The 25,105-nt window shown below is 65.9% G+C and carries 25 protein-coding genes and 1 tRNA gene; 10 read left to right on the top strand and 16 right to left on the bottom strand.

The window, feature by feature from the left end; translation table 11 throughout:
* Positions 1-138: 138 nt before the first annotated feature.
* Positions 139-957 carry a TorF family putative porin gene (locus BR78_RS0118155; RefSeq protein ID WP_025560767.1) on the bottom strand — a complete coding sequence of 273 codons (819 nt, stop codon included), beginning with the start codon at positions 955-957 and terminating at the stop codon, positions 139-141.
* A 158-nt stretch (positions 958-1,115) separates the two neighbouring features.
* Between BR78_RS0118155 and BR78_RS0118150 the strand changes: the two genes are divergently transcribed.
* The 3 genes from BR78_RS0118150 (at position 1,116) to BR78_RS0118140 (ending at position 3,032) form a co-directional block, all read left to right on the top strand.
* The gene (locus BR78_RS0118150) at positions 1,116-1,583 is read left to right on the top strand and encodes an acetyltransferase (protein ID WP_231478309.1); all 468 of its coding nucleotides are present in this window, start codon (positions 1,116-1,118) and stop codon (positions 1,581-1,583) included.
* 85 nt (positions 1,584-1,668) lie between these two features.
* A complete protein-coding gene (gene infC, locus BR78_RS0118145; RefSeq protein ID WP_029724033.1) occupies positions 1,669-2,172 on the top strand; it encodes a translation initiation factor IF-3 in 504 nt (167 codons plus the stop codon).
* The gene (locus BR78_RS0118140) at positions 2,169-3,032 is read left to right on the top strand and encodes a glycoside hydrolase family 16 protein (RefSeq protein ID WP_025560764.1); all 864 of its coding nucleotides are present in this window, start codon (positions 2,169-2,171) and stop codon (positions 3,030-3,032) included. The genes infC and BR78_RS0118140 overlap by 4 nt, the downstream gene beginning before the upstream one ends.
* A gap of 19 nt (positions 3,033-3,051) precedes the next feature.
* Here BR78_RS0118140 and BR78_RS0118135 read toward each other — a convergent pair whose 3' ends face one another.
* On the bottom strand, positions 3,052-3,915 hold the full coding sequence (locus BR78_RS0118135; protein WP_029937278.1) for a helix-turn-helix transcriptional regulator: 864 nt from the start codon (positions 3,913-3,915) through the stop codon (positions 3,052-3,054).
* 151 nt (positions 3,916-4,066) lie between these two features.
* Here BR78_RS0118135 and BR78_RS22035 point away from each other — a divergent pair, with 151 nt between their 5' ends.
* Entirely contained in the window at positions 4,067-4,732 is a 666-nt protein-coding gene (locus tag BR78_RS22035) for a hypothetical protein (RefSeq protein WP_025560760.1), read from the top strand.
* 155 nt (positions 4,733-4,887) lie between these two features.
* Positions 4,888-6,213 carry a Gfo/Idh/MocA family protein gene (locus BR78_RS0118125; protein WP_025560759.1) on the top strand — a complete coding sequence of 442 codons (1,326 nt, stop codon included), beginning with the start codon at positions 4,888-4,890 and terminating at the stop codon, positions 6,211-6,213.
* A 397-nt stretch (positions 6,214-6,610) separates the two neighbouring features.
* Here the strand turns inward: BR78_RS0118125 and BR78_RS21430 are convergent, their stop codons facing one another.
* The 9 genes from BR78_RS21430 to BR78_RS0118085 form a co-directional block, all read right to left on the bottom strand.
* Entirely contained in the window at positions 6,611-6,925 is a 315-nt protein-coding gene (locus BR78_RS21430) for a YdeI/OmpD-associated family protein (protein ID WP_081855861.1), read from the bottom strand.
* A 93-nt stretch (positions 6,926-7,018) separates the two neighbouring features.
* A complete protein-coding gene (locus tag BR78_RS0118120) occupies positions 7,019-7,402 on the bottom strand; it encodes a VOC family protein (protein ID WP_025560758.1) in 384 nt (127 codons plus the stop codon).
* A gap of 15 nt (positions 7,403-7,417) precedes the next feature.
* Positions 7,418-10,165, bottom strand: a complete 2,748-nt coding sequence (locus BR78_RS0118115) for a [protein-PII] uridylyltransferase (RefSeq protein ID WP_025560757.1) — start codon at positions 10,163-10,165, stop codon at positions 7,418-7,420.
* Between the two features lie 198 nt (positions 10,166-10,363).
* Positions 10,364-11,173 carry a ferredoxin--NADP reductase gene (locus tag BR78_RS0118110; RefSeq protein WP_443027688.1) on the bottom strand — a complete coding sequence of 270 codons (810 nt, stop codon included), beginning with the start codon at positions 11,171-11,173 and terminating at the stop codon, positions 10,364-10,366.
* 40 nt (positions 11,174-11,213) lie between these two features.
* Positions 11,214-11,612: a hypothetical protein gene (locus tag BR78_RS0118105; RefSeq protein ID WP_025560755.1), complete on the bottom strand. Its 399-nt coding sequence runs from the start codon at positions 11,610-11,612 to the stop codon at positions 11,214-11,216.
* An 81-nt stretch (positions 11,613-11,693) separates the two neighbouring features.
* Complete coding sequence (locus BR78_RS0118100; protein WP_025560754.1) at positions 11,694-12,140, bottom strand: DUF1003 domain-containing protein; 447 nt, start codon at positions 12,138-12,140, stop codon at positions 11,694-11,696.
* A gap of 229 nt (positions 12,141-12,369) precedes the next feature.
* Entirely contained in the window at positions 12,370-12,936 is a 567-nt protein-coding gene (gene grpE, locus BR78_RS0118095) for a nucleotide exchange factor GrpE (protein ID WP_269320217.1), read from the bottom strand.
* Positions 12,937-12,949: 13 nt separating this feature from the next.
* Entirely contained in the window at positions 12,950-13,993 is a 1,044-nt protein-coding gene (gene hrcA, locus BR78_RS0118090) for a heat-inducible transcriptional repressor HrcA (RefSeq protein WP_025560752.1), read from the bottom strand.
* A gap of 177 nt (positions 13,994-14,170) precedes the next feature.
* Positions 14,171-14,674: a DUF6438 domain-containing protein gene (locus tag BR78_RS0118085; RefSeq protein WP_025560751.1), complete on the bottom strand. Its 504-nt coding sequence runs from the start codon at positions 14,672-14,674 to the stop codon at positions 14,171-14,173.
* An 89-nt stretch (positions 14,675-14,763) separates the two neighbouring features.
* On the opposite strand from BR78_RS0118085, the gene rph reads away from it, so the two are divergent.
* Both rph and rdgB read left to right on the top strand, forming a co-directional pair.
* Positions 14,764-15,477 (top strand): ribonuclease PH, encoded by a 714-nt coding sequence (gene rph / locus BR78_RS0118080; protein WP_025560750.1) that lies wholly within the window; start codon positions 14,764-14,766, stop codon positions 15,475-15,477.
* Entirely contained in the window at positions 15,474-16,103 is a 630-nt protein-coding gene (rdgB, locus tag BR78_RS0118075) for an RdgB/HAM1 family non-canonical purine NTP pyrophosphatase (protein WP_025560749.1), read from the top strand. The genes rph and rdgB overlap by 4 nt, the downstream gene beginning before the upstream one ends.
* A gap of 203 nt (positions 16,104-16,306) precedes the next feature.
* On the opposite strand, the gene BR78_RS0118070 is transcribed toward rdgB, so the two are convergent.
* The 4 genes from BR78_RS0118070 to BR78_RS0118055 all read right to left on the bottom strand — a co-directional run bounded on the left by BR78_RS0118070 (position 16,307) and on the right by BR78_RS0118055 (position 21,572).
* Entirely contained in the window at positions 16,307-19,021 is a 2,715-nt protein-coding gene (locus BR78_RS0118070) for an exo-rhamnogalacturonan lyase family protein (protein ID WP_025560747.1), read from the bottom strand.
* Positions 19,022-19,030: 9 nt separating this feature from the next.
* Positions 19,031-19,549, bottom strand: coding sequence for a DUF6250 domain-containing protein (locus BR78_RS0118065; RefSeq protein ID WP_197021402.1), 519 nt, complete (start codon positions 19,547-19,549; stop codon positions 19,031-19,033).
* A gap of 358 nt (positions 19,550-19,907) precedes the next feature.
* Positions 19,908-21,086 (bottom strand): alpha/beta hydrolase-fold protein, encoded by a 1,179-nt coding sequence (locus BR78_RS0118060; RefSeq protein WP_025560744.1) that lies wholly within the window; start codon positions 21,084-21,086, stop codon positions 19,908-19,910.
* A 399-nt stretch (positions 21,087-21,485) separates the two neighbouring features.
* Positions 21,486-21,572 (bottom strand) — tRNA-Tyr (locus BR78_RS0118055).
* 122 nt (positions 21,573-21,694) lie between these two features.
* Between BR78_RS0118055 and BR78_RS0118050 the strand changes: the two genes are divergently transcribed.
* From BR78_RS0118050 to BR78_RS0118040, 3 genes are read left to right on the top strand one after another with little or no spacing between them, the layout of a single operon-like run.
* The gene (locus BR78_RS0118050; protein ID WP_025561216.1) at positions 21,695-23,308 is read left to right on the top strand and encodes a M20/M25/M40 family metallo-hydrolase; all 1,614 of its coding nucleotides are present in this window, start codon (positions 21,695-21,697) and stop codon (positions 23,306-23,308) included.
* The gene (gene rlmB, locus BR78_RS0118045; RefSeq protein ID WP_025561215.1) at positions 23,308-24,054 is read left to right on the top strand and encodes a 23S rRNA (guanosine(2251)-2'-O)-methyltransferase RlmB; all 747 of its coding nucleotides are present in this window, start codon (positions 23,308-23,310) and stop codon (positions 24,052-24,054) included. The genes BR78_RS0118050 and rlmB overlap by 1 nt, the downstream gene beginning before the upstream one ends.
* 14 nt (positions 24,055-24,068) lie before the next feature.
* Complete coding sequence (locus BR78_RS0118040; RefSeq protein WP_025561214.1) at positions 24,069-24,767, top strand: hypothetical protein; 699 nt, start codon at positions 24,069-24,071, stop codon at positions 24,765-24,767.
* A 10-nt stretch (positions 24,768-24,777) separates the two neighbouring features.
* Here BR78_RS0118040 and BR78_RS0118035 read toward each other — a convergent pair whose 3' ends face one another.
* On the bottom strand, positions 24,778-25,095 hold the full coding sequence (locus tag BR78_RS0118035; protein WP_025561212.1) for a 2Fe-2S iron-sulfur cluster-binding protein: 318 nt from the start codon (positions 25,093-25,095) through the stop codon (positions 24,778-24,780).
* Positions 25,096-25,105 lie beyond the last annotated feature (10 nt).

The raw sequence follows: 25,105 nt of genomic DNA, 5'->3' as shown, positions 1-25,105 counted from the left end.
CCTTTTAGGGAGGGGCCAGGGGTGGGTAGAAAAGGTCGGGCTCGATGCCCGGCCTTTTCTTTATTCACTGCAGCTCGATGGGCTCGCTTCGCTCGCGCCCATCCCCCGACCCCTCCCTTCCAGGGAGGGGAGTTCAGTTCAAAACGCCGCGCTCACCGAGAACACCACCTGGCTGCCTGCGATGCTCGACCCGTCCTTGGTCGACGAGAAGTTCGGCAGCAGATAGGCCGACTCGCTCTCGCTGATGTCAGTATCGGTATAGGCCACGCCCAGCGTCAGCGGCGTGCCGGGGATGGCGAGATCCGCCCCCAACATCCAATCCAGATATTCGCCGGTCGGCGACAGGCTGGTGCCGTTCGGCCCGAGCCCAGGATTGCCGTTCGAATAGCCGATATGTGCCTTGAGCGTCACCGGGGTGCCCTTCACGCCTCCCGAGAGATCGCCCCAGACATAGAGATTGTCCTCGGACTGGCCGTTGCTCTGGGGCGTGGCCGAGAAATTGCCGAGCGCTTCCTGCTTGGGCGCATAGGCCATGCCGGCCAGCGCCGCCACCGGGCCGAGCGATCCGCTCAGCTTCACATAGGGCTCGGCGAAATCGGTGTTCTGGAACCCGCCCGGATACATGTACCAGGTGAGGCCGACATCGAGCGCAGCGCCGTCGCCGAGCGGGAGCTTGTATCCCGCGTAGAGGTCGAGCTCCATATTGGCGCCGCCGAACGTGCCCCAGCCGGCAAGGTTCGACGCCCAGGTACCGGCATAGAGGCCGCTCTCGTGGCTGACCGTCAGGCCGCCCTGGACCGCCATCTCCTTGTCGGTCTGCGAGACCCCGCGGAAGCGATAGTCGGAAACGAGCGCGACGCTGCCCGAGACAGTTATGGCCTTGGGCGGCTCCTCTTCCTGCGCGAAGGCAGGCGTGGCCGCGCCGAGCAGGATGGCGAATGCGAGACATTTTTTCATCGGGACTCCCCCTTGTTTTAGGTGGTGGTCCCCTGCGGTCCGGATCGGGCTCGCCTCGCATCGGGCAGGCTCCGCATCCAGCGCGATACGAGGTATCGGAAGAAATCGGTCGCGTGTGTAAGGAAGTGTTGCTGCGACGCAGCAAGAAGGAGAGGATGATGCAAATCCGAGAAGGCCGGCCGGACGACGTGCCGCGCGCACTGGAGATCTGGCGGACCGCGGTGGACGCCACGCACGGCTTCCTCACGCCGCAGGATCGCGCCGAGATCGACGTGATGGTGGCCGAGGATTTCCTGCCGAACGTCGAACTGTGGCTCGCCGTCGACGCCGGCGATCGGCCGCTCGGCTTCCTCGTCATGGACGGCGCGATGATCGACGCGCTGTTCGTCGATCCTGCGCATCATGGCCGCGGCATCGGCACCTTGCTGCTCGATCATGCCCTCGCGCTGGCGCCCGGCGCGATCGTCGATGTCAGCGAGCAGGCGAGCAACGCCCTGCCCTTTTACGAGGCGCGCGGCTTCGTCCGCACGGGCCGTTCGGAGACCGATCCGCAGGGCCGCCCCTATCCGCTGGTGCATTTGCGCCACAGTGGCACAAGCGCCGCTTCCAAATCTTCGGGCCAATGACTATATCGCCACGCTGAACCAACGATTCCCAGGAGAAATACCTATCCGTCCTCCCCAATCCCGGCGCCCCCTGGCACCGCCGCCGATGAACGGCCCGCGCTTCAATGAGTTCATTCAATCGCCCAAGGTGCGGGTGATCGATCATGAAGGCGAGAATCTCGGCGTGATGTTCACGCGCGAGGCGATGGAGCAGGCCCAGTCGGTCGGGCTCGACCTTGTCGAAGTGTCGCCCAACGCCGATCCGCCCGTCGCCAAGTTCCTCGACGTCGGCAAGTTCAAGTACGAGGCCCAGAAAAAGGCCAATCAGGCGCGGAAGACCCAGAAGACGCAGGAGATCAAGGAGATCAAGATGCGTCCGAACATCGACGATCATGATTATGATACGAAGATGAAGGCGATCCACAAATTCCTCGGCGAAGGCGACAAGGTGAAGATCACCCTGCGCTTCCGCGGCCGCGAGCTTTCGCACGGCCAGCTCGGCATGATCCTGCTCAAGCGCGTGCAGGACGATACGGCGGAAGTCGCCAAGATCGAGAGCTATCCGCGCATGGAAGGCCGTCAGATGCTGATGGTCATCTCGCCCAAATGAGGTTCGGGCGGGGGCTGTTCGCGGCCCTCGCCGCCCTTCTGCCGGTCGCCGCTTTCGCGCAGACCGCAGCTTCTTCCACCGATTCCAAAACCGATGCGCCGCTTGGCGTACCGGCCGGCTATGTCCAGGTCTGGGCCGACGAGTTCGATTCTCCCGGCGCGCCCGACCCGAAGAAATGGGCATATGACACCAGCCGCAACAAGGAAGGCTGGTACAATGAAGAGCTCCAATATTACGCCGCCGATCGCCCGGAGAATGTCCGGGTCGAGAACGGGCATCTGATCCTCGAGGCACGCAAGGAACGATTGACCGACAAAGCCGATTTCGGCGGGCAGAATTATGCCTCGGGCAAGCTCGTCACCAAGGGCCTCGGCGACTGGAAATACGGCTATATCGAGATTCGCGCGAAGCTCGCCTGCGGACGCGGACTCTGGCCGGCGATCTGGATGCTCGCATCGGACGGCAAGGCCGGCTGGCCGGCGATGGGCGAGATCGACATCATGGAGCATGTCGGCTGGGATCCCGGCCGCGTCCACGGCACCATCCACACCAAGGCGTACAACCACGTCGCCAAGACGCAGAAGGGCGCGGACGCGATGGTGCCCGACGCGTGCACGGCGTTCCACAATTACCAGCTCGACTGGAATGAGGACCGCATCCTGATCGGAGTCGATGGCCATGCGCACATGCGCTTCGACAACGACCATAAGGGGGATCCCGCCACCTGGCCCTTCGCCAGCCCGCAATATCTGATCCTCAACGTCGCGGTCGGCGGCTGGGGCGGGCAGAAGGGCATCGATGACGCGGCATTCCCCTCGAAGATGGAAGTCGATTACGTGCGGGTCTGGCAGAAAAGATAGGCGGCGACGCGGCACCTGCTCAGGCATCGAAACCCGGAACCCCATGTCGGCGATAGAGCGTCGGAGAAGCGCCGACCTCCTTCTTGAAGGCGGTATTGAACAAGCTGATGGTGCCGAATCCGCACATGAACGCGATCTCGGTCACGCTCAATTCTGTCGAGCGCAGCAGCCGCTTCGCGCGTTTCAGGCGCTGGACCTGGATATAGCGCGTCGCGCCGACGCCGAAGGCATCCCGGAACGCTTCGGAAAAGCGCGAATGCGACAAGCCCGCGAGGCGATAGAGCTCCTCCGCTTCGATGCGGTCGCCCAGCCGCTGGTTGATATGGGCCACGACCGAAGCGAAGCGGTGCGTCTTCGCGATCCGGCCCGACACGCCCAGCGCATCGCATTGCTCCGCGAAGAGCCGCGCCACGATCGACAATATGTGCGTGATCAGCCCGCGGCTGGCGATCTGCCAATTGGGCAGCCGTGGATCGGCGGTCGCATGCAATTGTCGAATGAGCGACCGGAGCAGCGGATCGGCAGGGAGTTTGTTGCATCCGAACTCGGCGGCATGGAGAAACGGCTGTATCCATAACGAGCACTCCTCCGGATCGCCGAACAGCGACGCGCCGAAATAGGTCACCAGGGCGCCCCCGTTGTCGGCGCGCGGAATGATCGGCTGGTGGATCTCGTTGGCATTGACGATGAAGACGTCGCCCGGCGCGATCGGAATCTCGGCATCCTGGATCATGTACGAGCCGTGATCCTCGGGAATATAGGCAATCTCATATTCCGGATGGCAATGCAGGTAGCCGAACGCCGCCGATAGCGGCGCGACATGGCTCGTGCGCAGCGGAAAATGCGGATCATGAAAGGGGATGCGCGCGCGGAACGGGTCCACGCGTGTTCCACTGCCCTGCTGGCGTCGTGCCGTGGCTGCCGTTTTCACGACGGCAAGATTGACCGGAAAATAGTGGAAGCCAATCGGAAAGCGGCGGATAGCGCGCCATCGCGCCGCCGCCGTAACAATCGAGAGCAAAGGAGATGCTCTCATGCGGAAATTCACGAACGGCGCCCAGGCGATATGCGGCCTGGCTATCCTCCTCATCGCGACATCGGCGGCGACACAAGCCGCTCCGGCGGGGCAACGAGCCGGCGCACCGATCACGCTCGCCCTCGACCGCCTCGAGCTGTTCAACCGCACCGCCACCGCCGCCAATGGCGAGGTCCGGCTGAACGTCGCGACCGATGCGGGACTGGCGTGGATCGCAGGCGTCGCGCGCACCGAGGGCTGCCTTTCGCTGGAAGTGCGCGGATCGAACGAGGTCGGTCGCAGCTTCGTGGGCATCGCCTTTCGCGGCGTGGATAAGGACAGGTACGACGTCGTCTATGTGCGGCCATTCAGGTTCCGCTCGGAAGATCCCGCCTTAGCCGCCCATAGCCTGCAATATATGTCGATGCCGGACCATCCCTGGCCGGTGCTGCGCGAGCGCTCGCCCGGCGTCTATGAAAGCGCGATCGGTTCGGCGCCCGATCCGGACCATTGGGTGCACCTGATGGTTCGCTTTCGCAGCGGGCGGATGCAGGCGTTCGTCAATGGCGCCGCGACGCCGCAGCTCGATCTGCCCCTGCTGACTCAGGAAACCGGCGGCCGCGCCGCACTCTGGGTGGGGAACAATTCCAGCGGCGCCTTCCGCAACCTGCGCGATTGCAGCTGATGCCGCCAGGCGGCCGCCGGTCGAGGCCTCAACATGAGCGGACGGTGGACTGGAATGCTATCATTCAGTTCGTCCGGTAATAGACGTTTTGCACCCTTGCGACTGGGCATTTTAGCGCTACCAAGGCCGGCACAATAATCAGGAGGGGAACCAATATGACCGCCAGCTTCGATCGCCGCACCCTCCTCGTTGGCGGTCTTGCTGCCTCGGCCGCTACCGTGACGCCGCTCGGCGAGGCCTTCGCCCGGCGCCGCCGCGTCTCCGCCAACGACAAGGTCCAGGTAGGCCTGATCGGCTGCAAGGGCATGGGCTGGGCGAACCTCACGGCGATGATGAAAGGGGCCGACGTCACCCCTGTCGCCCTCTGCGACGTGGACGCCACGGTCCTTACCGGCCGCGGTACCGAGCTGCAAAAGGCCTCCGGCCGCACGCCGCGGCTTTACGACGACTATCGCCGCATGCTCGACGACAAGTCGGTGGACGCGGTGATCATCGCCACGCCCGATCACTGGCACGCGCTCCAGCTCACCGATGCCATGTCGGCGGGCAAGGACGCCTATTGCGAAAAGCCGCTCGGCAACTCGATCGCCGAGTGCCGCGCGATGGTAGCCGCCAAGCAGCGCCACAACCGCGTGGTCCAGGTCGGCCAATGGCAACGCAGCAACCAGCATTGGGCCGACGCCATCGCCCATGTCCATTCCGGCGGCATCGGCCGGGTACGGAAGGTCAAGGCCTGGGCCTATATGGGCTGGATGAAGAACGTCGCTCCGCAGCCCGACCAGGCGGCGCCTCCGGGCGTCGACTATGACCGCTGGCTCGGCCCGGCGCGCCTGCGTCCCTTCAATCCCAACCGCTTCCACTTCAGCTGGCGCTGGTATTGGGACTATGCCGGCGGCCTGATGACCGATTGGGGCGTCCACCTGATGGACATCGCCTTGCTGGGCATGAAGGCCCAGGCGCCGAACTCCGTCAGCTCGCTGGGCGGTGCCTATGGCTATCCGGACTCGGCCATGGAGACTCCGGACACCCAGACCGCCATCTTCGACTTCGGCAATTATTCGGTGGAATGGGAGCATGCGGTCGGCATCAGCAACGGCCCCTTCGGCGGCGGTGACCATGGCGTGGCCTTCGTGGGCGAGACCGGCACGCTGGTGGTGGACCGCGGCAAATGGTGGGTCTCGCCGGAGACGAGCAACGGCAAGGCACTGACCCCGGAAATTCCCGTCACCAAGGCTTCGGACAACGGGCTCGATCGGCACACGGCGAACTTCATCGCCTGTGTGAAGGATCGCGCACGCACGCCCGCTTGCCCCATCGAATCGGCGGCCAACACGGCCATCGTCTGTCAGATGGGCAATGTCGCCTGGCGTACCGGCCGCAAGGTCCATTGGAACGCCGCGGCGGGCCAGTTCAAGGACGATGCCGAGGCCAACGCCCTGATCACGCCCCGCTACCGCGCACCTTACCGCCTGCCGGCGTAAGCGGCGTCAGGCGCCCCCGCGACCTAGGGCTTATCGCGGGGCAGTCTGAACCTGCTCATCTCTCAATGACAGGACACCCTCACCCAACTACGCTAGCCCCGGCGAAAGCCGGGGTGCCAAGCTTCGTCACCTCTCCCACAGGGAGAGGAGGGGAGTCGTTCGAATGTCGATACGCCCTAGCCCTCCGCCAGCCCGCAATATCTGATCCTCAAACTCGCGGTCGACGGCCAGGGCAGCCAGGACGGAAACGACGACGCCGCCTTCCCGCCGAAGATGGAAGTCGATAACCTGCGAATCTGGCGGAAGCAGTAAGAGCGTTGACGCTCTTACTGCTTCTTCTGCTCGGCCTGAAGGCAGCGGGACCCCGGCTCAGGGCCTGGGTGACGGAGTCCTCAACCTAGGGGCGATTCTGTCCCTTCTGATCGATCAGGACCGCCTGTTGCCATCGGCTTGGCGCCTTGTCGGTGCGGTGGATGCAACCCGCCCAGCAGCAGGGCCGCTTCTTCCCCTCCATCAATTCTTCACGGGTTCGCTCGATGCGACGTTGGCGGGTTGCTGGCTGTTTCGCATCGTCGACCCAGCAGATGAATTCATTCCGGCCAAGCGGCGTCAGGCTTTCCCACAGGGCAAGGACCTTGGGATCCGCTCGAACTGCTGCCTGCAGGTCGTCACCTGCCTGGTGGACAGTGCCATGGGGGAAATCGTTTGCCACGGGACCTCGGGGTTTCGCTGACCCGACAACAAAGTGCATCAGCTTCGCCTGAGTCAACCGCCAGGGAAATATCCCCGCCGCGCGCCTGTGCCCTCACGCCGCCGGCGGTTCCCAAAGCTCGATCGGATTGCCCTCCGGATCGTGGATCCGCGCGAAGCGGCCCGTCTCCGGCGTGTCCCATTCGTCCTTGGTGGTGATCTCGATCCCCAGCGCGTTGAGCTGTTCGAGCAGCCCGTCGAGGTCGCGGACGCGCAGGTTGAGCATGCAGCTCTTGTCCGGGGCGAAATAATCGGTGGTCGCCTTGAACGGCGCGAACACCACCGGGCCGGGCTCGGGATACCAGAACCAGTCGCTCGACTGCCCCTGCTCGTCCTTGCCGCAGCCGCCGCCCACGCCCAGCGTCTCGCGGTACCAAATCGTCAGCGCTTCAGGATCCTGCGCGCGGAAGAAGAAACCGCCCAATCCGATCACCGGCATGCATGTCCCCTTTCGTCAGGCGGCCTGGGCGATGTCCTGCCCCGCCGCGGCTTCGAGCAGGCGGCGCTCGATCGTCTTCAATCGTGCCGCGCTCTCGATCTTATCACCGATCAGATCGGTCAGGTAGAAGGTGTCGACCGCGCGCTCGCCATAGGTCGCGACATGCGACGAATGGATCGTCACCTTCGACTGGAACAATGCGAAGGCAAGGTGGCACAGCAGGGCCGGGCGATCGCGGGCGTTGACTTCGATCACGGTGAAGCGGTTCGACGCCTTGTTGTCGATCAGCACATTGGGCTCGATCGGGAATGCATCGGCACGCGGGCGCGACAGCGGGCGGGTCTTGAGGCGTTCCTGCAGCTTCGAACGATTGGCGAGCGAATCGGCGATGCTCGCCTTGATCCGGTTGAGCCGCGCCTCCTCGTCGAACGGGCGGCCGAGCGGATCCTGGACGAGGAAATTGTCGAGCGCCATGCCGTCGCGCGTGGTGTGGATGCGCGCGTCGATGATGTTGCCGCCCGCGACATGGATCGCGCCGGCGATGCGATAGAACAGCCCGGGATGGTCCGAGGCATAGACCGTCACCAAAGTCGCGCCGCGATCGGGATAGACCTGCGCCTCGATCGAAAGCTGCTGATCGCCCGCCGCGTCGATCTGGCGGGCATTGCGTTCGAGCACGTCGAGGGGCTCGGCGATCCAGTATGGCTCGGTCAGCCTCTTCTTGAGCGCGGCCATGCGCTCGCCGGTCCAGCCGAGGATCGCCGCGAGGTCCTCCTGCTTGGCGGCGATGCGCTCGCTGCGGCCCTTCTGCTTGTGGCCGAGGCGAAGCACCTCCTCGGCGGAGTCGAACAGATTGGTGAGAAGCTGGCGCTTCCAGCTGTTCCAGACGCCGGGGCCGACCGCACGGATATCGACGATCGTCAGGATCAACAGCATGCGCAACCGTTCGGGGCTCTGCACATTCTCGGCGAAATCGAGGATCGTCTTGAAGTCGCTGAGGTCACGCTTGAACGCAGTCGCCGACATCAGCAGATGCCAGCGCACCAGCCACGCCACCGTCTCGGTCTCGGCGGGGCTCAGTCCGAGGCGCGGGCACAGCCGTTCGGCGACTTCGGCGCCCAGCACCGAGTGATCGCCGCCCCGGCCCTTGGCGATGTCGTGGAGCAGCACAGCGACGAACAAGGCGCGGCGCGAAATGATCTGCTCGAAGATGCCGGTGGCGAGCGGATGGTCTTCCTTGAGCTCGCCTTTCTCGATCTGGTTGAGCAGCCCGATCGCGCGGATCGAATGCTCGTCGACCGTATAGTGATGGTACATGTCGAACTGCATCTGCGCGACGACGCGGCCGAAATCGGGCACGAAACGGCCGAACACCGCCGCCTCGTTCATCCAGCGGAGCACCAGCTCGGGCGTGCGCGGCGATGTCAGCACGTCGAGGAACAGTGCGTTGGCGCGCGGATCGTCCCGGACATCGTCGACCAGCCGCGCGTCGCGCGTGGCGGCGCGCATCGCGGTGGGATGGATCTCGAGGCCGTGGAGATCGGCGAGCTGGAAGATCTCGATCAGCCGGACCGGATCTTCCTGGAAGAAATTGTCGCGCGGGATCGCCAGCCGGCTGCGCTCGAGCGTGAAGCCGTGGAGTTTTCGGGGGCTCTTGAACAGCCGCGGAAAGCCGAAGCGCGAGCCTCGCGCCGCGAATTTCTCGTCGAGATGCGCAAGGAACACCCCGGTCAGATCGCCCACCACCTTCGCCTGAAGGAAGTAGAAATGCATGAAGCGCTCGACCTTGGATTTGCCGGGGCGGTCGGCATAGCGCATCCGCTCGGCGATCTCGGGCTGGACGTCGAAGGTCAGCCGGTCCTCGGCGCGGCCGGTGAGCGTGTGGAGCTGGCAGCGCACCGCCCAGAGGAAATTCTCGGCGCGGCGGAACTGGCGATATTCGTGGGGCGTGAGCAGCCCCGCCTCGACCAGTTCGGCGGGCTCGCGGACATTGTACGCGTATTTGCCGATCCAGAAGAGCGCGTGGAGATCGCGCAGGCCGCCTTTGCCTTCCTTGACGTTGGGCTCGACCACGTAGCGGCTGTCGCCCATGCGCTTGTGCCGCGCATCGCGCTCGGCGAGCTTCTGGGCGATGAAATCGCGCGCCGTATCGGCCTGGATCTCGACCTTGAAGCGCTGCGCCGCCTCGTCGTACAGCGCGGTATCGCCCCACACATAGCGCGCCTCGAGCAAGGCGGTGCGCACCGTCACATCGGCCTTGGCCTGGCGGATCATGTCGTCGAGCGAGCGCGACGAATGCCCGACCTTCAGCTGCATGTCCCACAGCGAATAGAGCATCGATTCGATGACCTGCTCGCACCAGCCGGTGACCTTCCACGGCGTCAGGAAACCGATGTCGATGTCCGAATGCGGCGCCATCTCGCCGCGGCCATAGCCGCCGACCGCGATCAGCGTCAGCCGCTCGCCGGCGCTGGGATTGTGGTTGGGGTGCAGCCGCTCAATCGTGAAATCCCACAGCAGGCGGAGCAACTGATCGATCAGGAACGCCCCCGCCGCCGCCATTTCGTGCCCGCGCGAAGGGTGTTCGCGCAACCGCCGGGCAATCTCCCCCTGACCCGCATCCAGCGCCGCCTTCAGTTCGACGGTCGCGGCGCGGCGCAGCGCAGTGGGATCGGACGCCTCGATCGCGGCGAGCCGTTCGGCAACGGCCCGCCGATCGATCAATGCGCGGCGGTGCGGGACGGAATCGAAGCGCGAAGACATGGGGCGGAGATAGGGGCTTGTGCCGTCGGCGTCACCTGCCCTTGAAGCTCCCTTCCCTGCAAGGGAGGGGCTGGGGGTGGGTGCGAGCACAGCGAGCCCTACGAGATGGGTGGAACGAAGAAAAGGCCGGGCATCGGGCCCGACCCTTTCTACCCACCCCCAACCCCCTCCCTAGGAGGGAGGGGGAGTACCGAGGCATCAGCCCACAAAGGCGCGTTCGACCACGAAGGTGCCGGGATTGGCGTTCGAACCTTCGTGGAAACCGTGGCGCTCGAGCATCGCCGAGAAATCCTTGATCATCTCGCTGCTGCCGCACAGCATCACGCGATCCGTCTCCGGGTTGAGCGCGCGGTCGCCCGCGACCGGCGGCTGGAACAGCCAGCCGTCCTCGATCAGCTGGCCGATCCGCCCGGTGGTGCGGAACGGTTCGCGCGTGACCGTCGGGATATAATGGAACTGGAGCAGCGCCTGGTCCGCGACCAGCGGATCGCCGGCCAGCTGCGCGGTGAGCTCGTCATGATAAGCGAGGTCGCTCACCCGGCGCGTGCTGTGGACGATCACGATCTGGCCGAACGCGTCATAGATATCGGGATCGCGCGCGATACTGAGGAACGGTGCGAGGCCGGTCCCGGTCGAGAGCATGAACAGCCGGCGGCCGGGCAGCAGCGCGTCGGAGACGAGCGTGCCGGTGGGCTTCTTGCCGAGATAGAGCTGGTCGCCCTCGCGGATCGTCTGGAGCCGCGAAGTGAGCGGACCCTCGGGCACCTTGATCGACAGGAATTCGAGCTCGTCGGACCAGGTCGGGCTGGCGATCGAATAGGCACGCATCAGCGGCTTGCCCTCGCCTTCGAGGCCGAGCATCACGAACTCGCCCGAACGGAAGCGGAAGCTCGCCGGGCGCTCGAGCGCGAAGCTGAACAGATGCTCGTTCCAATGCCGCACCCACCGCACCTGGCAGGTCTGGAAGGCGGCATGCTCGGGGAGCAGCTGCGGCGGACGGGCATGCATGTTCATTCGTAGGTCCTGGTCGAAATGGTGAAGGCGGCGCTCAGCCCGCCATGAAAAGCGCGATGCGGCCGGCGGCGAACTGGAGCGAGCGTTGCGCGGCGGGCTTTACCAGCGCTTCGGCGATTCTGCCGACAAGGATTTCTTCACCCCGCGCAGCCGCAGCATGAAGCGAAAGCAGCAGCGCCTCGTCGTCGCTCACCCGGCCGCAGCCGACCGGGCGGAACTGGAGCTGCGCATGGCCCTCGCGATCGAGCAGCATCATCGCGATGTTGAAGTCGGCCAGCATCGCGCCGAGCCGGCGTTCGGCAAAGGTGGGGCCGAGTGCCGCGCACGGGCAGCGCCCGCCGCGTATCGCCCCGACCCATTGCCGCATCGCCCAGACGAGCAAGGCGTCGCCGGCCGCCAGTTCGGGCATTGTCCGATCGAGATACTGGTACATATCACCTCCGCTGAGGCCGGCCCGACAGGGAGCCGACCCAGCCTCTAGCGTTTAATGCGAATGATCCGCAATAGCGAATTTCTATCCTCGCCCCATCGGCTGCGCCGCGAGCCGGGCCAGTTCCTCGCGCAGCGTATCGATCTTGTCGTGCAGCGCCTCGATCTGGGTCTCGGCGCGCTGGTTGGTCTCGTAATCGAGCCGCGCCTCGAACCGGTCCTTCGCCGCCTGGCGGTTCTGGCTCATCATGATCACCGGCGCCTGCAATGCCGCGAGCATCGACAGCATCAGATTGAGGAAGATGAAGGGAAACGGATCGAAGGCGTGCGCCGCCAGAATCACGGTGTTGAGGATCGCCCAGGCGCCGAGGAAGACGCCGAAGCCGATGATGAAGCCCCACGAGCCGCCAACGGCGGCGACGCGGTCGGCCAGCTTCTGACCAAAGGTCAGCCGCTCGTCGAACAGGGCATGGGGATCGCTGCCGGCGCCGATACGGCGCAGGTCTGCTAGGAAACGGATAGCTGCGTTCATGAAACACCTCACTGCCGACCGGCCGCCCGGGGCCGGCGCGAGGTGACGGATCAGCTCAGCGCGACGGCCTCGGACGGCTCGGTCGATCGACTATGATCGTTGCTGGACATGACCCTTCTCGAGGACCGTTGCGGAAAAGGCGCGCGGCTGCGTGCCCAGGCGCGAAGTGGCGATCGCGCCCGGCAAGGTCAAATTAAAAAAGCTTCATGAAAGCCGCCGGGAGGCCGGATCAGTCCGGCTTCTTCGCCACCCCGACCAGCGCCGGACGCAGCAGTCGGTCCTTGATCATATAGCCGGTCTGGATCTCCTGCACGACGGTGCCGGGCTCGGCATCGGCGGAGGGGACTTCCATCATCGCCTGGTGGCGATTGGGATCGAGCGCCTCGCCGACCGCGATGATCTTCGAGATGCCGTGGCGCGCGAACACCGAATCGATCTCGCGGCCCGTAGCCTCGAGGCCGGTGACCAGCCCCTTGAGCTTCTCGTCCTCGCGCAGATCGGCAGGGATCGCCGCAAGGGCACGCGTCAGATTGTCGGACACCGACAGGATATCGCGTGCAAAGGCAGTCGCGGCATACGCACGGGCGTCCTGCGCCTCCTTCTCGGCGCGGCGGCGGACATTCTGCGTCTCGGCCTGCGCATAGAGCACCGCGGCGCGCGCCTCGGCGAGCTGCGCCTCCAGCTCTGCGGCGCGATCGTGCTCGGCCACTTCCGGAGCCGCCTCTGCGGTCTCCTCACGAAGGTTGGTCTCCGCGTCCTGCACGTCCGCGCTCATCTTCTCATTCTCGTTCGACATGATTCCCTGTTCGTCAGGCTAATAACCGGGCCAATGTGGCCGCCGTGAAATCCACCATGGGCACGACACGCGCATAGTTCAACCGCGTGGGACCGATCACGCCGACCACGCCGACCACGCGCCCGTCGAGCGCGCGCACCGGCTTGGCGATCACCGACGAGCCCGACAACGCGAAAAGCTTGTTTTCCGATCCAATGAAAATGCGCGTCGCCTCGCCTTCGCGCGCGCTGTCGAGCAGCCGCGCGATCTCCTCCTTGCCCTCGAGCTCGTCGAGCAACTGGCGGACGCGATCGAGATCCTCGGCCGCGGCGGTGTCGATGAGCCGCGCCTGCCCCCGCACGATCAGCACCGGGCGGCGATCGCCGTCCTCGGTCCAAACCGCGAGGCCCCGCTCGACCAGGGCCGCGGCCGCGCTGTCGAGCGCCGCGCGCTGCAGACCGAGGTCGCGCTCGATCCGTGCGCGCGCCTCGCCGAGCGTCAGCCCGCCGAGCATCGCGTTCATGTAGTTCGCCGCCTGCTGGAGCGAGGCGGGATCGATCCCGCCGGGGATCTCGACCACCCGATTCTCGACCGAACCGTCTTCGCCGACCAGCACGGCAAGCGCGCGATCGTGGCTCAGCGGCACGAAACCGAACTGGCGCAGTACCGGCTCGGCCTTCGGGACCAGCACCAGCCCTGCACAAGCCGACAGGCCCGAGAGCGCCGCGGTGGTACTCGCCAGCGCTTCCTCGATCGGTCCGGTCTGCCCCGCGCGCGATTCGATCGCGGCGCGCTCCTCGGCGGAAGGCGCACTTGCCTGCATCATCCCGTCGACGAACAGGCGAAGGCCCGATTGGGTGGGCATGCGCCCGGCGCTGGTATGCGGCGCGGCGAGCAGGCCCGCTTCCTCAAGATCCTGCATGACGTTGCGGATCGAGGCGGGCGACAGATTGAGCGCGGAGATCTTCGAGATCGTGCGCGATCCCACCGGCGCGCCGCTGTCGAGATAGGATTCGACGACGATCCGGAACACGTCGCGCGCGCGATCGGTGAGTTCATGGATCGGCGGGGTGGTCATGAAGTCCTATGTAGCGAAGGTGGTGCCGGTCTCAACGACTCAAAAGCCCTCTCCCGCTTGCGGGAGAGGGTTGGGTGAGGGTGAGACGGGGAGGATAGTCCCTGCGGCCCCCACACACCCTCACCCTTCCGCCGGCTGCGCCGGCTCCCTCCCTCTCCCGCAAGCGGTAGAGGGGGATCACGGCCGCTCGCCGATCAGGTCCTGGATCGGCAAACCATCGGTCGCACCGCCCAGCGCATCGGCGATGCGGGTGTCCTTCGCCAGCCTGCAGCCGAAATTATAATGGAGGTTCTGACTGTCGCCGATCGCGCGGGTCCACGTCACATCGACACTGGGCATGTCCGTGGCGAACCCGGTGCAAAGCGGATTGTCGGCCGCGTAGCGCACCTGCCCACTCGTGGGCCGATAGGGCGCCAGCCGCGCGGCGAAGGCGTCATATTCGGCACGGCTCAGCGTGAAGCTGCGCGTGCCGGTCACCGCAGTGAAGCGCTTGCCCTCGAACACGCCCGTGCCGTCGGGATGCACCGTGATCGAATAGACCGGGCAACGGCCGAAGCAGGGCCCGGTCGCATAGGTGATCGAATCGCCCTCGATCGGCACCGGCCCCTGCGGCGCCCGGCTCGCGGGGATGCATCCGGCCAGCGCGATCGTCGCGACACCCATTGCCAGCCACTGCTTCATCGCACCCTCCAACGGATCATGCGCCGACACTGGCGCGTTCGCGCTCCACCGTCTACGTGCCCGGATCGACTTTTCAGGAGAATGAACCGATGCGCCCATCCGGCCGCGCCCCCGACGAGATGCGCAGCATCACCATCGAACCCAACTTCACGCGCCACGCGGAAGGATCGGTGCTGATCGGCTTCGGCGACACGCGCGTGCTGGTGACCGCGAGCATCGAGGAGCGGATCCCGCCCTGGCTGCGCGGCAAGGGCGAGGGCTGGGTCACCGCCGAGTACGGCATGCTGCCGCGCGCCACCCACACCCGCAGCCAGCGCGAGGCGGCCAAGGGCAAGCAATCCGGCCGCACCCAGGAGATCCAGCGGCTGATCGGCCGTTCGCTGCGCGCAGTCACCGACTTGAAGCTGCTCGGCGAGCGCCAGATCACGCTCGATTGCGACGTGATTCAGGCCGATGGCGGCACCCGGACCGCGGCGATCAGCGGTGCCTGGGTGGCCCTGCGCATCGCCACCAACAAGCTGCTCGCCGCCGGACTGCTCGAAAAGGACCCGATCCTCACGCAGGTCGCCGCGGTGAGCTGCGGCATCTATCAGGGCAATCCGGTGCTCGACCTCGATTATGACGAGGACTCGGCTGCCGATGCCGATGCCAATTTCGTGCTGCTCGCCGACGGCAAGATCGCCGAGGCGCAGGCCACCGCCGAACGGGCGTGTTATGACGAGGAAGGCCTGCTTCGTCTGCTTCGTCTCGCGCGGATAGGCTGCAACCAGATCTTCGCTGCGCAGTTGAAGGCAGTGGCATGAGCGGCGAAGGCGATACCCCCCAGATGATCCGCAAGCTTCAGCCCGGCAAGCTGGTCATCGCCAGCCACAACCCCGGCAAGGTGCGCGAGATCCGGGCACTGCTCGGCCCTCACGGCATCGAGCCGGTGTCGGCCGCCGATCTCGATCTGCCCGAGCCCGAGGAAACGGGCACGACGTTCGTCGCCAATGCCGAATTGAAGGCGCTGCAGGCGGCGGATCTTTCGGGGCTTCCCGCGCTGGCCGACGATAGCGGACTGTGCGTCGAGGCGCTGAACGGCGATCCGGGCATCTTCTCGGCGCGCTGGGCGGGCGAGACCAAGGACTTCTCGATCGCGATGCAGCGCGTCGAGGACAAGCTCGCGGCGCTGCCGCCCGAGACCGGCCGCGACGCGCATTTCGTCTGCGCGCTCGCGCTCGCCTGGCCCGACGGCCATGTCGAATGGTTCGAGGGCCGGGCCGACGGCGTGTTGGTCTGGCCGCCGCGCGGCGAGAACGGCTTCGGCTATGATCCCGTCTTCGTGCCCAACGGCCACGACGTCACTTATGGCGAGATGGACCCCGAAGCCAAACATGCGATGAGCCACCGCGCCGACGCGTTCCGTCAACTGGTGAGCGCGGTATTCTGACCCCCGTGCTCCGGCGAAGGCCGGAGCGTTGGCCGGAGCACAGAGCGGGTTGGCCGACGGCTTGCAATGTAGGATTTCGCCTGCTTTGCTCGCACGGTCGGCTGTTGCCGCCGCTCTTTCTATCTGTCGAACAAGGAGAAGCGTACGCAACGCTCGCGTAAGAATGTTGCGAGATCGATCGCGTTTCCGCCAACCGAGTCAAGTTAAGGCCGGTAGCCCGGCGGCTGCTCCGGATTCGCCTGGTCCGCCCGTGGCGCCCGCATCGGGATCGGCACCGTGTCCAGCGCCTCGGGCACCAGCGCCAGCGTCTGGATCGCGGCCAGACCCCATTGCGCCGAGCCGTTGGTCGAGACCCCGGGCCATTCGACCACGCCGCCGGGCAGCTTCACGCGCGGATCGCCCTTCAGGACGCGCATCCCCGCCTCGCCCGAATAGAATTCCGCTGCCGCGCGCCGCGCCAGCGCCGCATCGCTGGTCTGCTTCGCCACATAGGCAGTGAGCCGCGAATGCCCCTGCTTCAGGTTGCGCCCGCCATAGGGCTTGTCGAACTTCGCCGCCCATTCGTCGCGCGGGGCATTGTACCAGCGGCAATAATCGAACCACGCGTCGCGGAAGCGCGGCATTTCGATGAGCTGGATCAGTTCGGCCTGAATCTCGACCGCGCCGAACACCGAATTGAGATGCGAGATGCCGATCGTATCGCGGCTGAGGAAGCGCCCGCTCTTGAGGTCATAGGGCGCCCCGCCGGTCAGCCAGCCGTTGGGCATGCGGCCGATGCTGTCCATCCCCGCGGCGATGCGATCGCGCCATTTCGTGTCGCCGGTGCGCTCCCATTCGGTGAGCCAGGCGCCCGCGCACACTGCCCAGGTGGTGCCGAACGACATCTGGATCACCCCCTCGGGCAGATCCTCCTTCGGCGCGGCGGTCTTGCGCCCGATCTCGACATGCGCGAGCGTCTGCTCCGAAGTGCCCAGCGCGCGCATCAGATCGCCGACGCGTTCGTCGGCAGTGAGATAATAGAAGATGCGGCGATAGGCGGCGTTGCTGACGCGCGGCTGTTTCGAGCTGTCGCTCCAGTGCTGGACGCCGTGGCGCGTGCCGAGCCCGGCGAAGCGGCCCATGTGATAGACGTCGACTTCGCCGGTGTGCCTAGTCATCGCCTCGGCGAGCCGCCAAATCTTCGCGTCGCCCGAGCGGAGCGCGGCGTACCATAGCCACAGATCGGTCGAGAGCTCGCTATTGTCCCAGGCGAAGCCGCCAATGTCGTATTTCCACTGATGCCGGTCGCTGTCGTAGCTGTGCATCACGTCGCCATGATCCCAGAAGCCGTACCAGCTGCGCCGGTCGACTTCGCCCGCATAGAAATCGATCAGATTGGCGAGCTGGTCCTCGATCAAGGCGCGCTGCGGCGTCGAGCGATCGGGCAGGTTCCAGTCGCCGAACACGCCGGCGGCATGGAGATGCGCGGGATCGGCCATCAATTGCGGCGGAGTCGCGGCGGCGCGGGCGAGCGCCTGGAGGCGCGAGGTCTCGGGGGTCGCGTCGAATGCCCAGAGCATCAGCTCGCTGGTGCGCGCGATGCCCTTGGGGTCGTCCCAGCCGGGCTCGTAATCCTCATAGGTGATGTCGAGGCCCTGGTTCTGCGCGTCGAACCCTTCCATCCCCATCGTGCCGTGATAAGCGCGCAGGTCCATCGGCTTCGCGTCGGGCGACCAGAGCCAGGCGGTGAGGCTGGCGGTGTCCGAAGCAGCATTGCGGACGTCGATCTGGGTCGGGTGGCGCTGCCAGAAATAGCGCGCGGCGATCCCCGCCCCGCCCTGCGGCGTGCCGACATAGCCGAAGCCGGGCGCGCGGCGGCCTTCGTCCGAATCGATCCAGGCATGGCCGTCCGCGGTGCGCTTGGTCAGCGTGAAGCCATTGGCCGATAGCTGGGAGAGGCTGAAATCATTCCAGGCCGGAATGCGCTCAAGCAGCTTGCCAACCGGATCGCGCATCTCAGCCGGCACCGCGCGGCCGGCGACCTGCGCCTCACGGACCGCCTTGCCCGGATCGCGGCGGAGGCCGGTGAGCGGCCGAACGGCCTCGACGAACATCGCGTCATCGGCAGTGGCGAGGCGGATGTGGCGATCGTGCAGCGGCCCGCGCATCGGCACGTCGGTGGCAATGCCGAGCGCCGAGATATGATCGGTCGCGTCGATATCGAGAATGAAGCTGTGCACCACGCGCAGCGCGTCCGACCCGGCATAGGCATAGAGCCGCACCACGAACGGCAGCACCGAACGCCCGCCCCCGACATGACGCCCCTCGAGCCGCACGACTGCGCGCACCGGCCCCTTCTGCTCGACCACAGCGCGTTCGATGGTGCCGGTAAGGGCGATGCGCTCGCCTTCGGGCGAACCGGCGCGGATCTCGCCGAGCAGACGGGCATTGGCGAGCAGCGTGCGCTCGCCATTCTTCACCGAGCGGATCGCCGCCGGACCGGTGCGGCCGATCTCCCATTCGAGCGCGCCCGAGCGGATGAAGACGGCATCCGCGGTCTCGCGCACCGAAACCGGCGCAGCGGGCAGCGCCGGGCGGCCGCCGGCGACGACCAGCTTGTCGGGGGCCGTCCCGGCGGGCACGGCATGCGCGGTCCATTTGATCGAGCCGTCGGGCCAATAGGCGGTCGGCCAGCTCTGCGACGGCACGTCGCCGTCCGCGCCGCGCACCGTGAGCGCCTGCCCCTTGGCCAGTGCCCCGCGCGCCCAGGCGACGCCGAAAGTCTGGCCAGCATGGCGTTCGGGCGCGGCGCCGTCGATCCAGCGGATCGGCGCCTCGACCGCCTTACCCCGCCGCGCCTGCGCCATCGCCGGAGCCGCGCCCGCGACTGCCGCGGACAATATCGTGCCCTGCATCATCGTCCGCCGCGTCAGGCGCATGTCTCTCTCCTATGGTTTTCCGATGCGCAGATTGCGGATGCGCAAATGGCTTTTGGTGGTGCGCAGCGCGAACCAGCCGCGCCGATAAGGCTCGGCGTCGTCGAGTTCGAAGATCCGCCGCCCGTCGCGCTCGACGGCGATCGCGCGGCCGTCGGCGATCAGCCGCACATGCGTCCAGCGATTGGGAACGAGGAGATTCTCCGCGCCTTTCAGATCGTGCCCCGGCAGCAGAGGCCGATTGCCCGGCTGCGCGACATAGCGGCGAAAACGCGTCGTCGTGTTCCGGTTGCCGCCGATCCCCACATAATAGGTCTCGAGGTCGTCATAGCCCGCGAACGCGCCGGACCGCTTCTTCGCGAACACCGAACCATCCCGCACGGCGGGATCCGTCGCCATCCAGAAGGCATTGAGGTCGCTGACCGCGTCATTCGCCCCGCCCTCGGACACCGCCAGGGCATCGAATTCGATCGCCACCGGGCCGACGAGTTCCCGCTTGAGCCAGAGCGACAAACCCGCTGGCGTATCCACGTCGATAACCTCGCCGAAGCGGACGCGCGCCGGCCGCTCGGCCTCGACTCGCCAGTCGGACGCAATTGGACCAGGCGGCCGGGAATCCAGGGCGCCCGTCGCGCAACCGGAAAGGAGCAGGCACCCGGCAGCCACGACGCCGCGGGCCCGGATGGCTCTCCGCCAAGGCTGCGGCATTTGCCCTTCCTCCTCCCATTGGCGATTCCGCCGCGAGCGCCTTTCTTCGGCTTGCCCGGCTACAGGATAGCTGCGTCCGGGAAGATTGGAAGTAAATTACGACATGTGGCATTTTGACCCACATAATGGGAGTTAGTGCCGATGCAAAAGGTACCAGTGTCGAGGTGCCCCACGGCGCGACTCACTTCCTCGCCGAGTCGAGTTTGGCTTTCAGCTCCTTGTCCTCGGGAGCCAGCGCGACTGCTCTTCCATAGCTCGCCACGGCGCTCGCCCGGTCGCCCTTGCGGAGATAGGCGTCGCCGAGTTGGCCGTGCGCGGCCGCGCTGGTCGGGAAATTGCCGGCGTTGATGCGATAGACTTCGATCGCGTCGTCGAATTTCTCCCTGCGCAGCAGGTCCTCACCCCAGCCGCTGACCATGCCGAACGGCGGCTGCACATCATAGCCCAGCCGCTCCGACATCCTGCGATAATGGCTCCGGATCGATTGCGCGGTCCGGTTCGGGTCCTCGACATTCCATTGGGGATAGAGGAACCGCAGCCCGTCATAATAAGCTTTCGCGGCGATGCTGCCATGCGTCTCGTTCGGATAATAAGCGTGCGTCCAGGGAAATCCGCGGGCCTTGCGCACCTCCAGCACGTCGAGGAAGCGCTTCATGTAGATCGGAAACGGCCCCGCTTCGGGCGAGTCCGCGACGAACAGGAATTCCCTGGCAGAGGGCGACGCCGGCAGCCTTTTGATCGCCTGGTCGAGATAGGCTCCCTTGTCCCACCATAGAGATGGGCTGACCGCCAGATAGGCGTCGAACAGGTCCGGCTGCGTCGCGAGCGCGTGGATCGCCGTCAGCCCGCCGACCGAATGCCCTGCAAGGATCCTGAACGGCGCGGTCCGGTATTTCCGCTCGACGAAGGGCATGACCTCCTCGCGGACGAAGCGGAGGAACTTGTCCCCGCCCCCGCTCGGCCGCAGCCAGGATTGCGGATCCGAATCGAGCTTGCCCAGATTGTCGTACAGCGAATGCGTCGGCGTCAGGTCGCGGATGCGCTCGCCGGCGCCGTCGATTCCTACCACCAACATCGCCGGAAGCTGTTCGTTGTACGAGGAGAGGTATTTCACCATGCCCGCGACCATCGGCATGTCGTTCTCTTCGAGCAGATAGAGGACGGGATAGGCGGGAAGCACGTTTCCGCCGACATTGTCCGGGTTGTAGATGGCGAGCTTGCGGTCCTCGCCGAGGATCTTCGAATGGATCACGAATATGTCGGCCACGACATAGGATGCTGGCTGGCCGTCCTGTGCCAGGGCGCCGGTGCCGCCGAAGAGCGAAAACAGGGCCGCCCAGAGAAAATGGAATGATTTCACACTTGCCTCCCTCTCGGGTCGCGGAGCCTAGGGATGAACGCGTCGGAGGCAAGGGCCGGCTACGGCCCGGCTGATCTACGAAGGTCGCCCGGGATATGCGTTTGGGAACTCGAACCGCGCCCACCCGACGCCACTGGCAATGTAGGATTTGTTCTGCGTACGTTCGCGCATGAGCGCCCCGCAGAAAGCCCGCCCCGCCGGGCCCGGCCCGGCCCGGCGTACCCTCCCCCGCGCGCGCGTATGCATCAGTAAACTTCGTCAACCGGCAAACCGCCGGAAATGCCCGAAAACCACGCAAATCCGCCATTCCCGGATCCAACCAAATGGTTGGATCCCGCCGAAACCGTCCCTGGCTCAACCGGATGGTTGGGGATCGGCGGAAATCGTCATTTCATGGGATGGTGGACAGGGCTGGATTCGAACCAGCGTACGGGAAACCCGGGCAGATTTACAGTCTGCTGCCTTTAACCACTCGGCCACCTGTCCATGGTGCCGCCAGCGAAGCGAGGGCGGTCCAATGCCGAAGCGACCCCGACCTGTCAACGCCTTGCGCACATGCCCGGCGGCGCATAGCGTCGCGCGCATCCCTCCATTCCCGCAGGAGTCCCATGCGCACAGCCGCCGCTCTCGCCGCCATCGCCCTCGTCGCCTCCCCGCTCGCCGCGCAGTCGGTCGACCGGTCCGAGGTCGGCCGCATCCTCGATGAAGGCTTCAACCGCTCCGAAGTGATGCTCACCGTGCAGCATCTGACCGATCATATCGGCCCGCGCCTCACCAATTCACCGGGCATGCGCGCCGCCGAGGACTGGACCGCGTCGAAGTTCCGCGACTGGGGCCTGAAGAACGTCCACAAGGAAGGCTTCGATTTCGGCCGCGGCTGGTGGATCGAACGTTCGAGCGCGCGCATGGTCAGCCCGCGCCCGATCACGCTGACCGCGATCCCGATCGCCTGGACCCCCGCTACGGCGGGCCGGATCAGCGCCCCGGTGATCGTCGCGCCGATGAGCGAGGAGCGCCATTTCGAGCGCTACCGCGGCAAGCTGGCGGGCAAGATCGTGCTCGTGACGCTGCCCGATGACGGCTCCGAGCCGACCGATCCCGCGTTCAGGCGGCTGACCGGCGACGATCTGGCGAAGCTCGACGTCTATGAGCAGCCCAAATACGATCCGGAAGCAAGCGACCGCCGGATGAAGCGGCTCGAATATTCGGCCAAGCTCGATGCGTTCCTCAAGGCCGAGGGCGCGGTCGCCTATGCGACGATGTCGCCGCGCGACGGCAAATTGGTGCACGGCGCCGGCTATCTGTTCGGGACCGGCGAGACCCAGCAGGTTCCCGGCGTCGAAATCGCCGCCGAGGATTATCGCCGCCTCGCCCGCCTTGCGAAGCAGGGCCCGGCCCCAGTGGTCGAGCTCGAGAATGTCGTCCATTTCGTCGACACCGACACGAAGGCGTACAACATCATCGCCGACATCCCCGGCAGCGATCCCTCGGGCGCCTATGTGATGGCCGGCGGGCATCTCGACAGCTGGGCCGCGGGCGACGGCGCCGTCGATAACGGCGCGGGCGTCGCGATGGTGATGGAAGCCGCGCGCATCCTCCAGGCGATGGGCGTCAAGCCGAAGCGGACGATCCGCTTCGTGCTCTGGGCAGGCGAGGAGCAGGGCCTGCTCGGCTCGATGGACTATGTCGAGAAGCATATCGCGACGCGCGCCCGCAAGCCTGGCACGCCCGAGACCGGGCTCGCGCGCTTCTATGGCTGGGCCAATCGCTGGCCGATCACGCGCCAGGCCGATTACGGCAAGCTTGCCGCCTATTTCAACATCGACAACGGCTCAGGCAAGCTGCGCGGCATCTATGCCGAGAACAACGCCGCGGTGGTGCCGATTTTCCGCGACTGGTTCGCGCCGTTCAGTTCGATGGGCGCCAATACCGTCGCGATCCGCAAGACCGGCGGCACCGACCATGTCTTCTTCTCGGCGGTCGGCATCCCGGCGTTCCAGTTCATCCAGGATCCGCTCGATTATGGCAGCCGGCTGCACCATACCAGCATCGACACCTTCGATCATATCAAGGCCGCCGATATGCGCCAGGGCGCAGTGATCCTCGCGAGCTTCCTGCTCAACGCCGCCAATGCCGACAAACCGTTGCCGCGCATGCCCTTCCCCACCGAGCCCAGCGTGACCGATCCGTTCGCCTGGCCCAATCCGAACGATCTCGACTGATGGCCCGCAGAGGTCATCGCCCGAGCCAGGCACCGGCATCGCGTCCGCGCTTCTATGGGCGGCATGCGGTGCTGGCGGCGCTCGCCAATCCCGAGCGCAACGTCCGGAAGATCTGGGGCACGCGCGAGGCGCTGGCGGCGCTCGATCTGCCGCCGGTGATCCCGATCACCTATGCCGATGTCGCCGATCTCGCGCGGCTGGTGCCGGGCGACGCGCCGCACCAGGGGCTCGTCGCCGAAGTCGATCCGCTCGAGGAGATCTGGCTCGGCGATCTGCTCCAGCAGGGCGCCGACGATCGGCGGCCGCTGGTGGTGCTCGATCAGGTCACCGACCCGCATAATGTCGGCGCGGTGCTGCGCTCGGCGGCGGCGTTCGACGCTCTCGGCATCGTCACGCAGGACCGGCACGCGCCGCCCGAATCGGGTTCACTGGCACGCTCGGCTTCGGGCACGCTCGAAACCGTGCCCTGGGTCCGCGTCGTCAATCTCGCGCGTGCGCTCGAAGAGATCGCCGAAGCGGGCTTCTGGCGGATCGGGCTCACCGGCCATGCCAAGGGCACGCTCGCCGAAGTGATGGGCGACGCGCGCATCGCCCTCGTGCTCGGCGCCGAGGGCGAGGGCATGCGCCAGAATACCGAGGCGCATTGCGATCAGCTTGCCCGGCTGCCGATCTCGCCTAAGGTGGAAAGCCTGAACGTGTCGAATGCCGCCGCGGTAGCGCTCTACGCCATCGCCGCACGCGGCTGAACGGGGGAATAAGGATGAAGCACTGGAAGGCGCTCGCCGCCGCATTGCTCGTGCCGCTCGCGCTCGCGGCGTGCCTGTTTCTGCCGGGCAAGTTCCAGTCGACGCTGACGATCCATGCCGATCGCAGCTTCACCTATGCCTATAAGGGCGAAGTCGTCGCGCTCGACATCACCGGCGCGATGAGCGAGGCGACCTCGGGCCTGGCCGACAATACCACCGATGGGCCCCCCGCACCCGATCCCGCCAAGAAAGCGGCCGAGAAAGCGAAGAAGGAAGCCGAATATCGCGACATCGCCGTGAAGGTCGCCAAGGAAGCGGGCTATCGCACCGTCGAATATCGCGGCGACGGCGTGTTCTATGTCGATTACGAGATTACGGGGAAGCTGACGCACAATTTCGTCTTCCCCTATAATCAGGATGCCGGGATGATCTTCCCCTTCGTCGCGATCGAGCTGCGCGGCAAGGACATGGTCCGCGTCAAGGCGGCCGGCTTCGCCAAGCCGGAGAACAAAGACGGCGGCATGAGCGGCATGGGCGAGGACACCAATGCCAGGCTCGACGGCGTCTTCACGCTGGTCACCGATGCCGAGATCGTCAGCCAGAACAATGAGGACGGCGCAAAGGCCAGCGGCGCGAGCAAGAGCGTGACATGGAAAGTCACACCGACGAGTAGCGACGCACCGATGGCGATGCTGAAAGTGGCCGGCCTCTAGCGCAGGGCGCTCAGTCCTCGGCGGCGATCGTCACCCGGAGACCGTCCAGCGCGGGGGTGAATTGGAGCTGGCACGACAACCGCGAGCGTTCGTCGCGGTCCGAGGAGCTGTCGAGCAGATCATTCTCGTCCTCGCTCATCACCGGCAGTTTGGCCGCAAATTCCGGATCGACATGGACATGGCAAGTCGCGCAACTGCAGCAGCCGCCACAGATCGCCAGCAATTCGTCGAAGCCATTGTCGCGGATCACTTCCATCACGCTGAGACCCGCTTCGCCCATGACTTCGCGTTCTTCCCCATCCCTGGTCACGACGATAAGCTTGGGCATGCAATTCTCC

Origin of the sequence: Sphingomonas sp. UNC305MFCol5.2, assembly GCF_000712135.1 — a bacterium.
Taxonomy (GTDB): Bacteria; Pseudomonadota; Alphaproteobacteria; order Sphingomonadales; family Sphingomonadaceae; genus Sphingomonas.
Note: the sequence above shows the minus strand (reverse complement) of the source record. Positions and strands in the feature narration are given on the sequence as shown.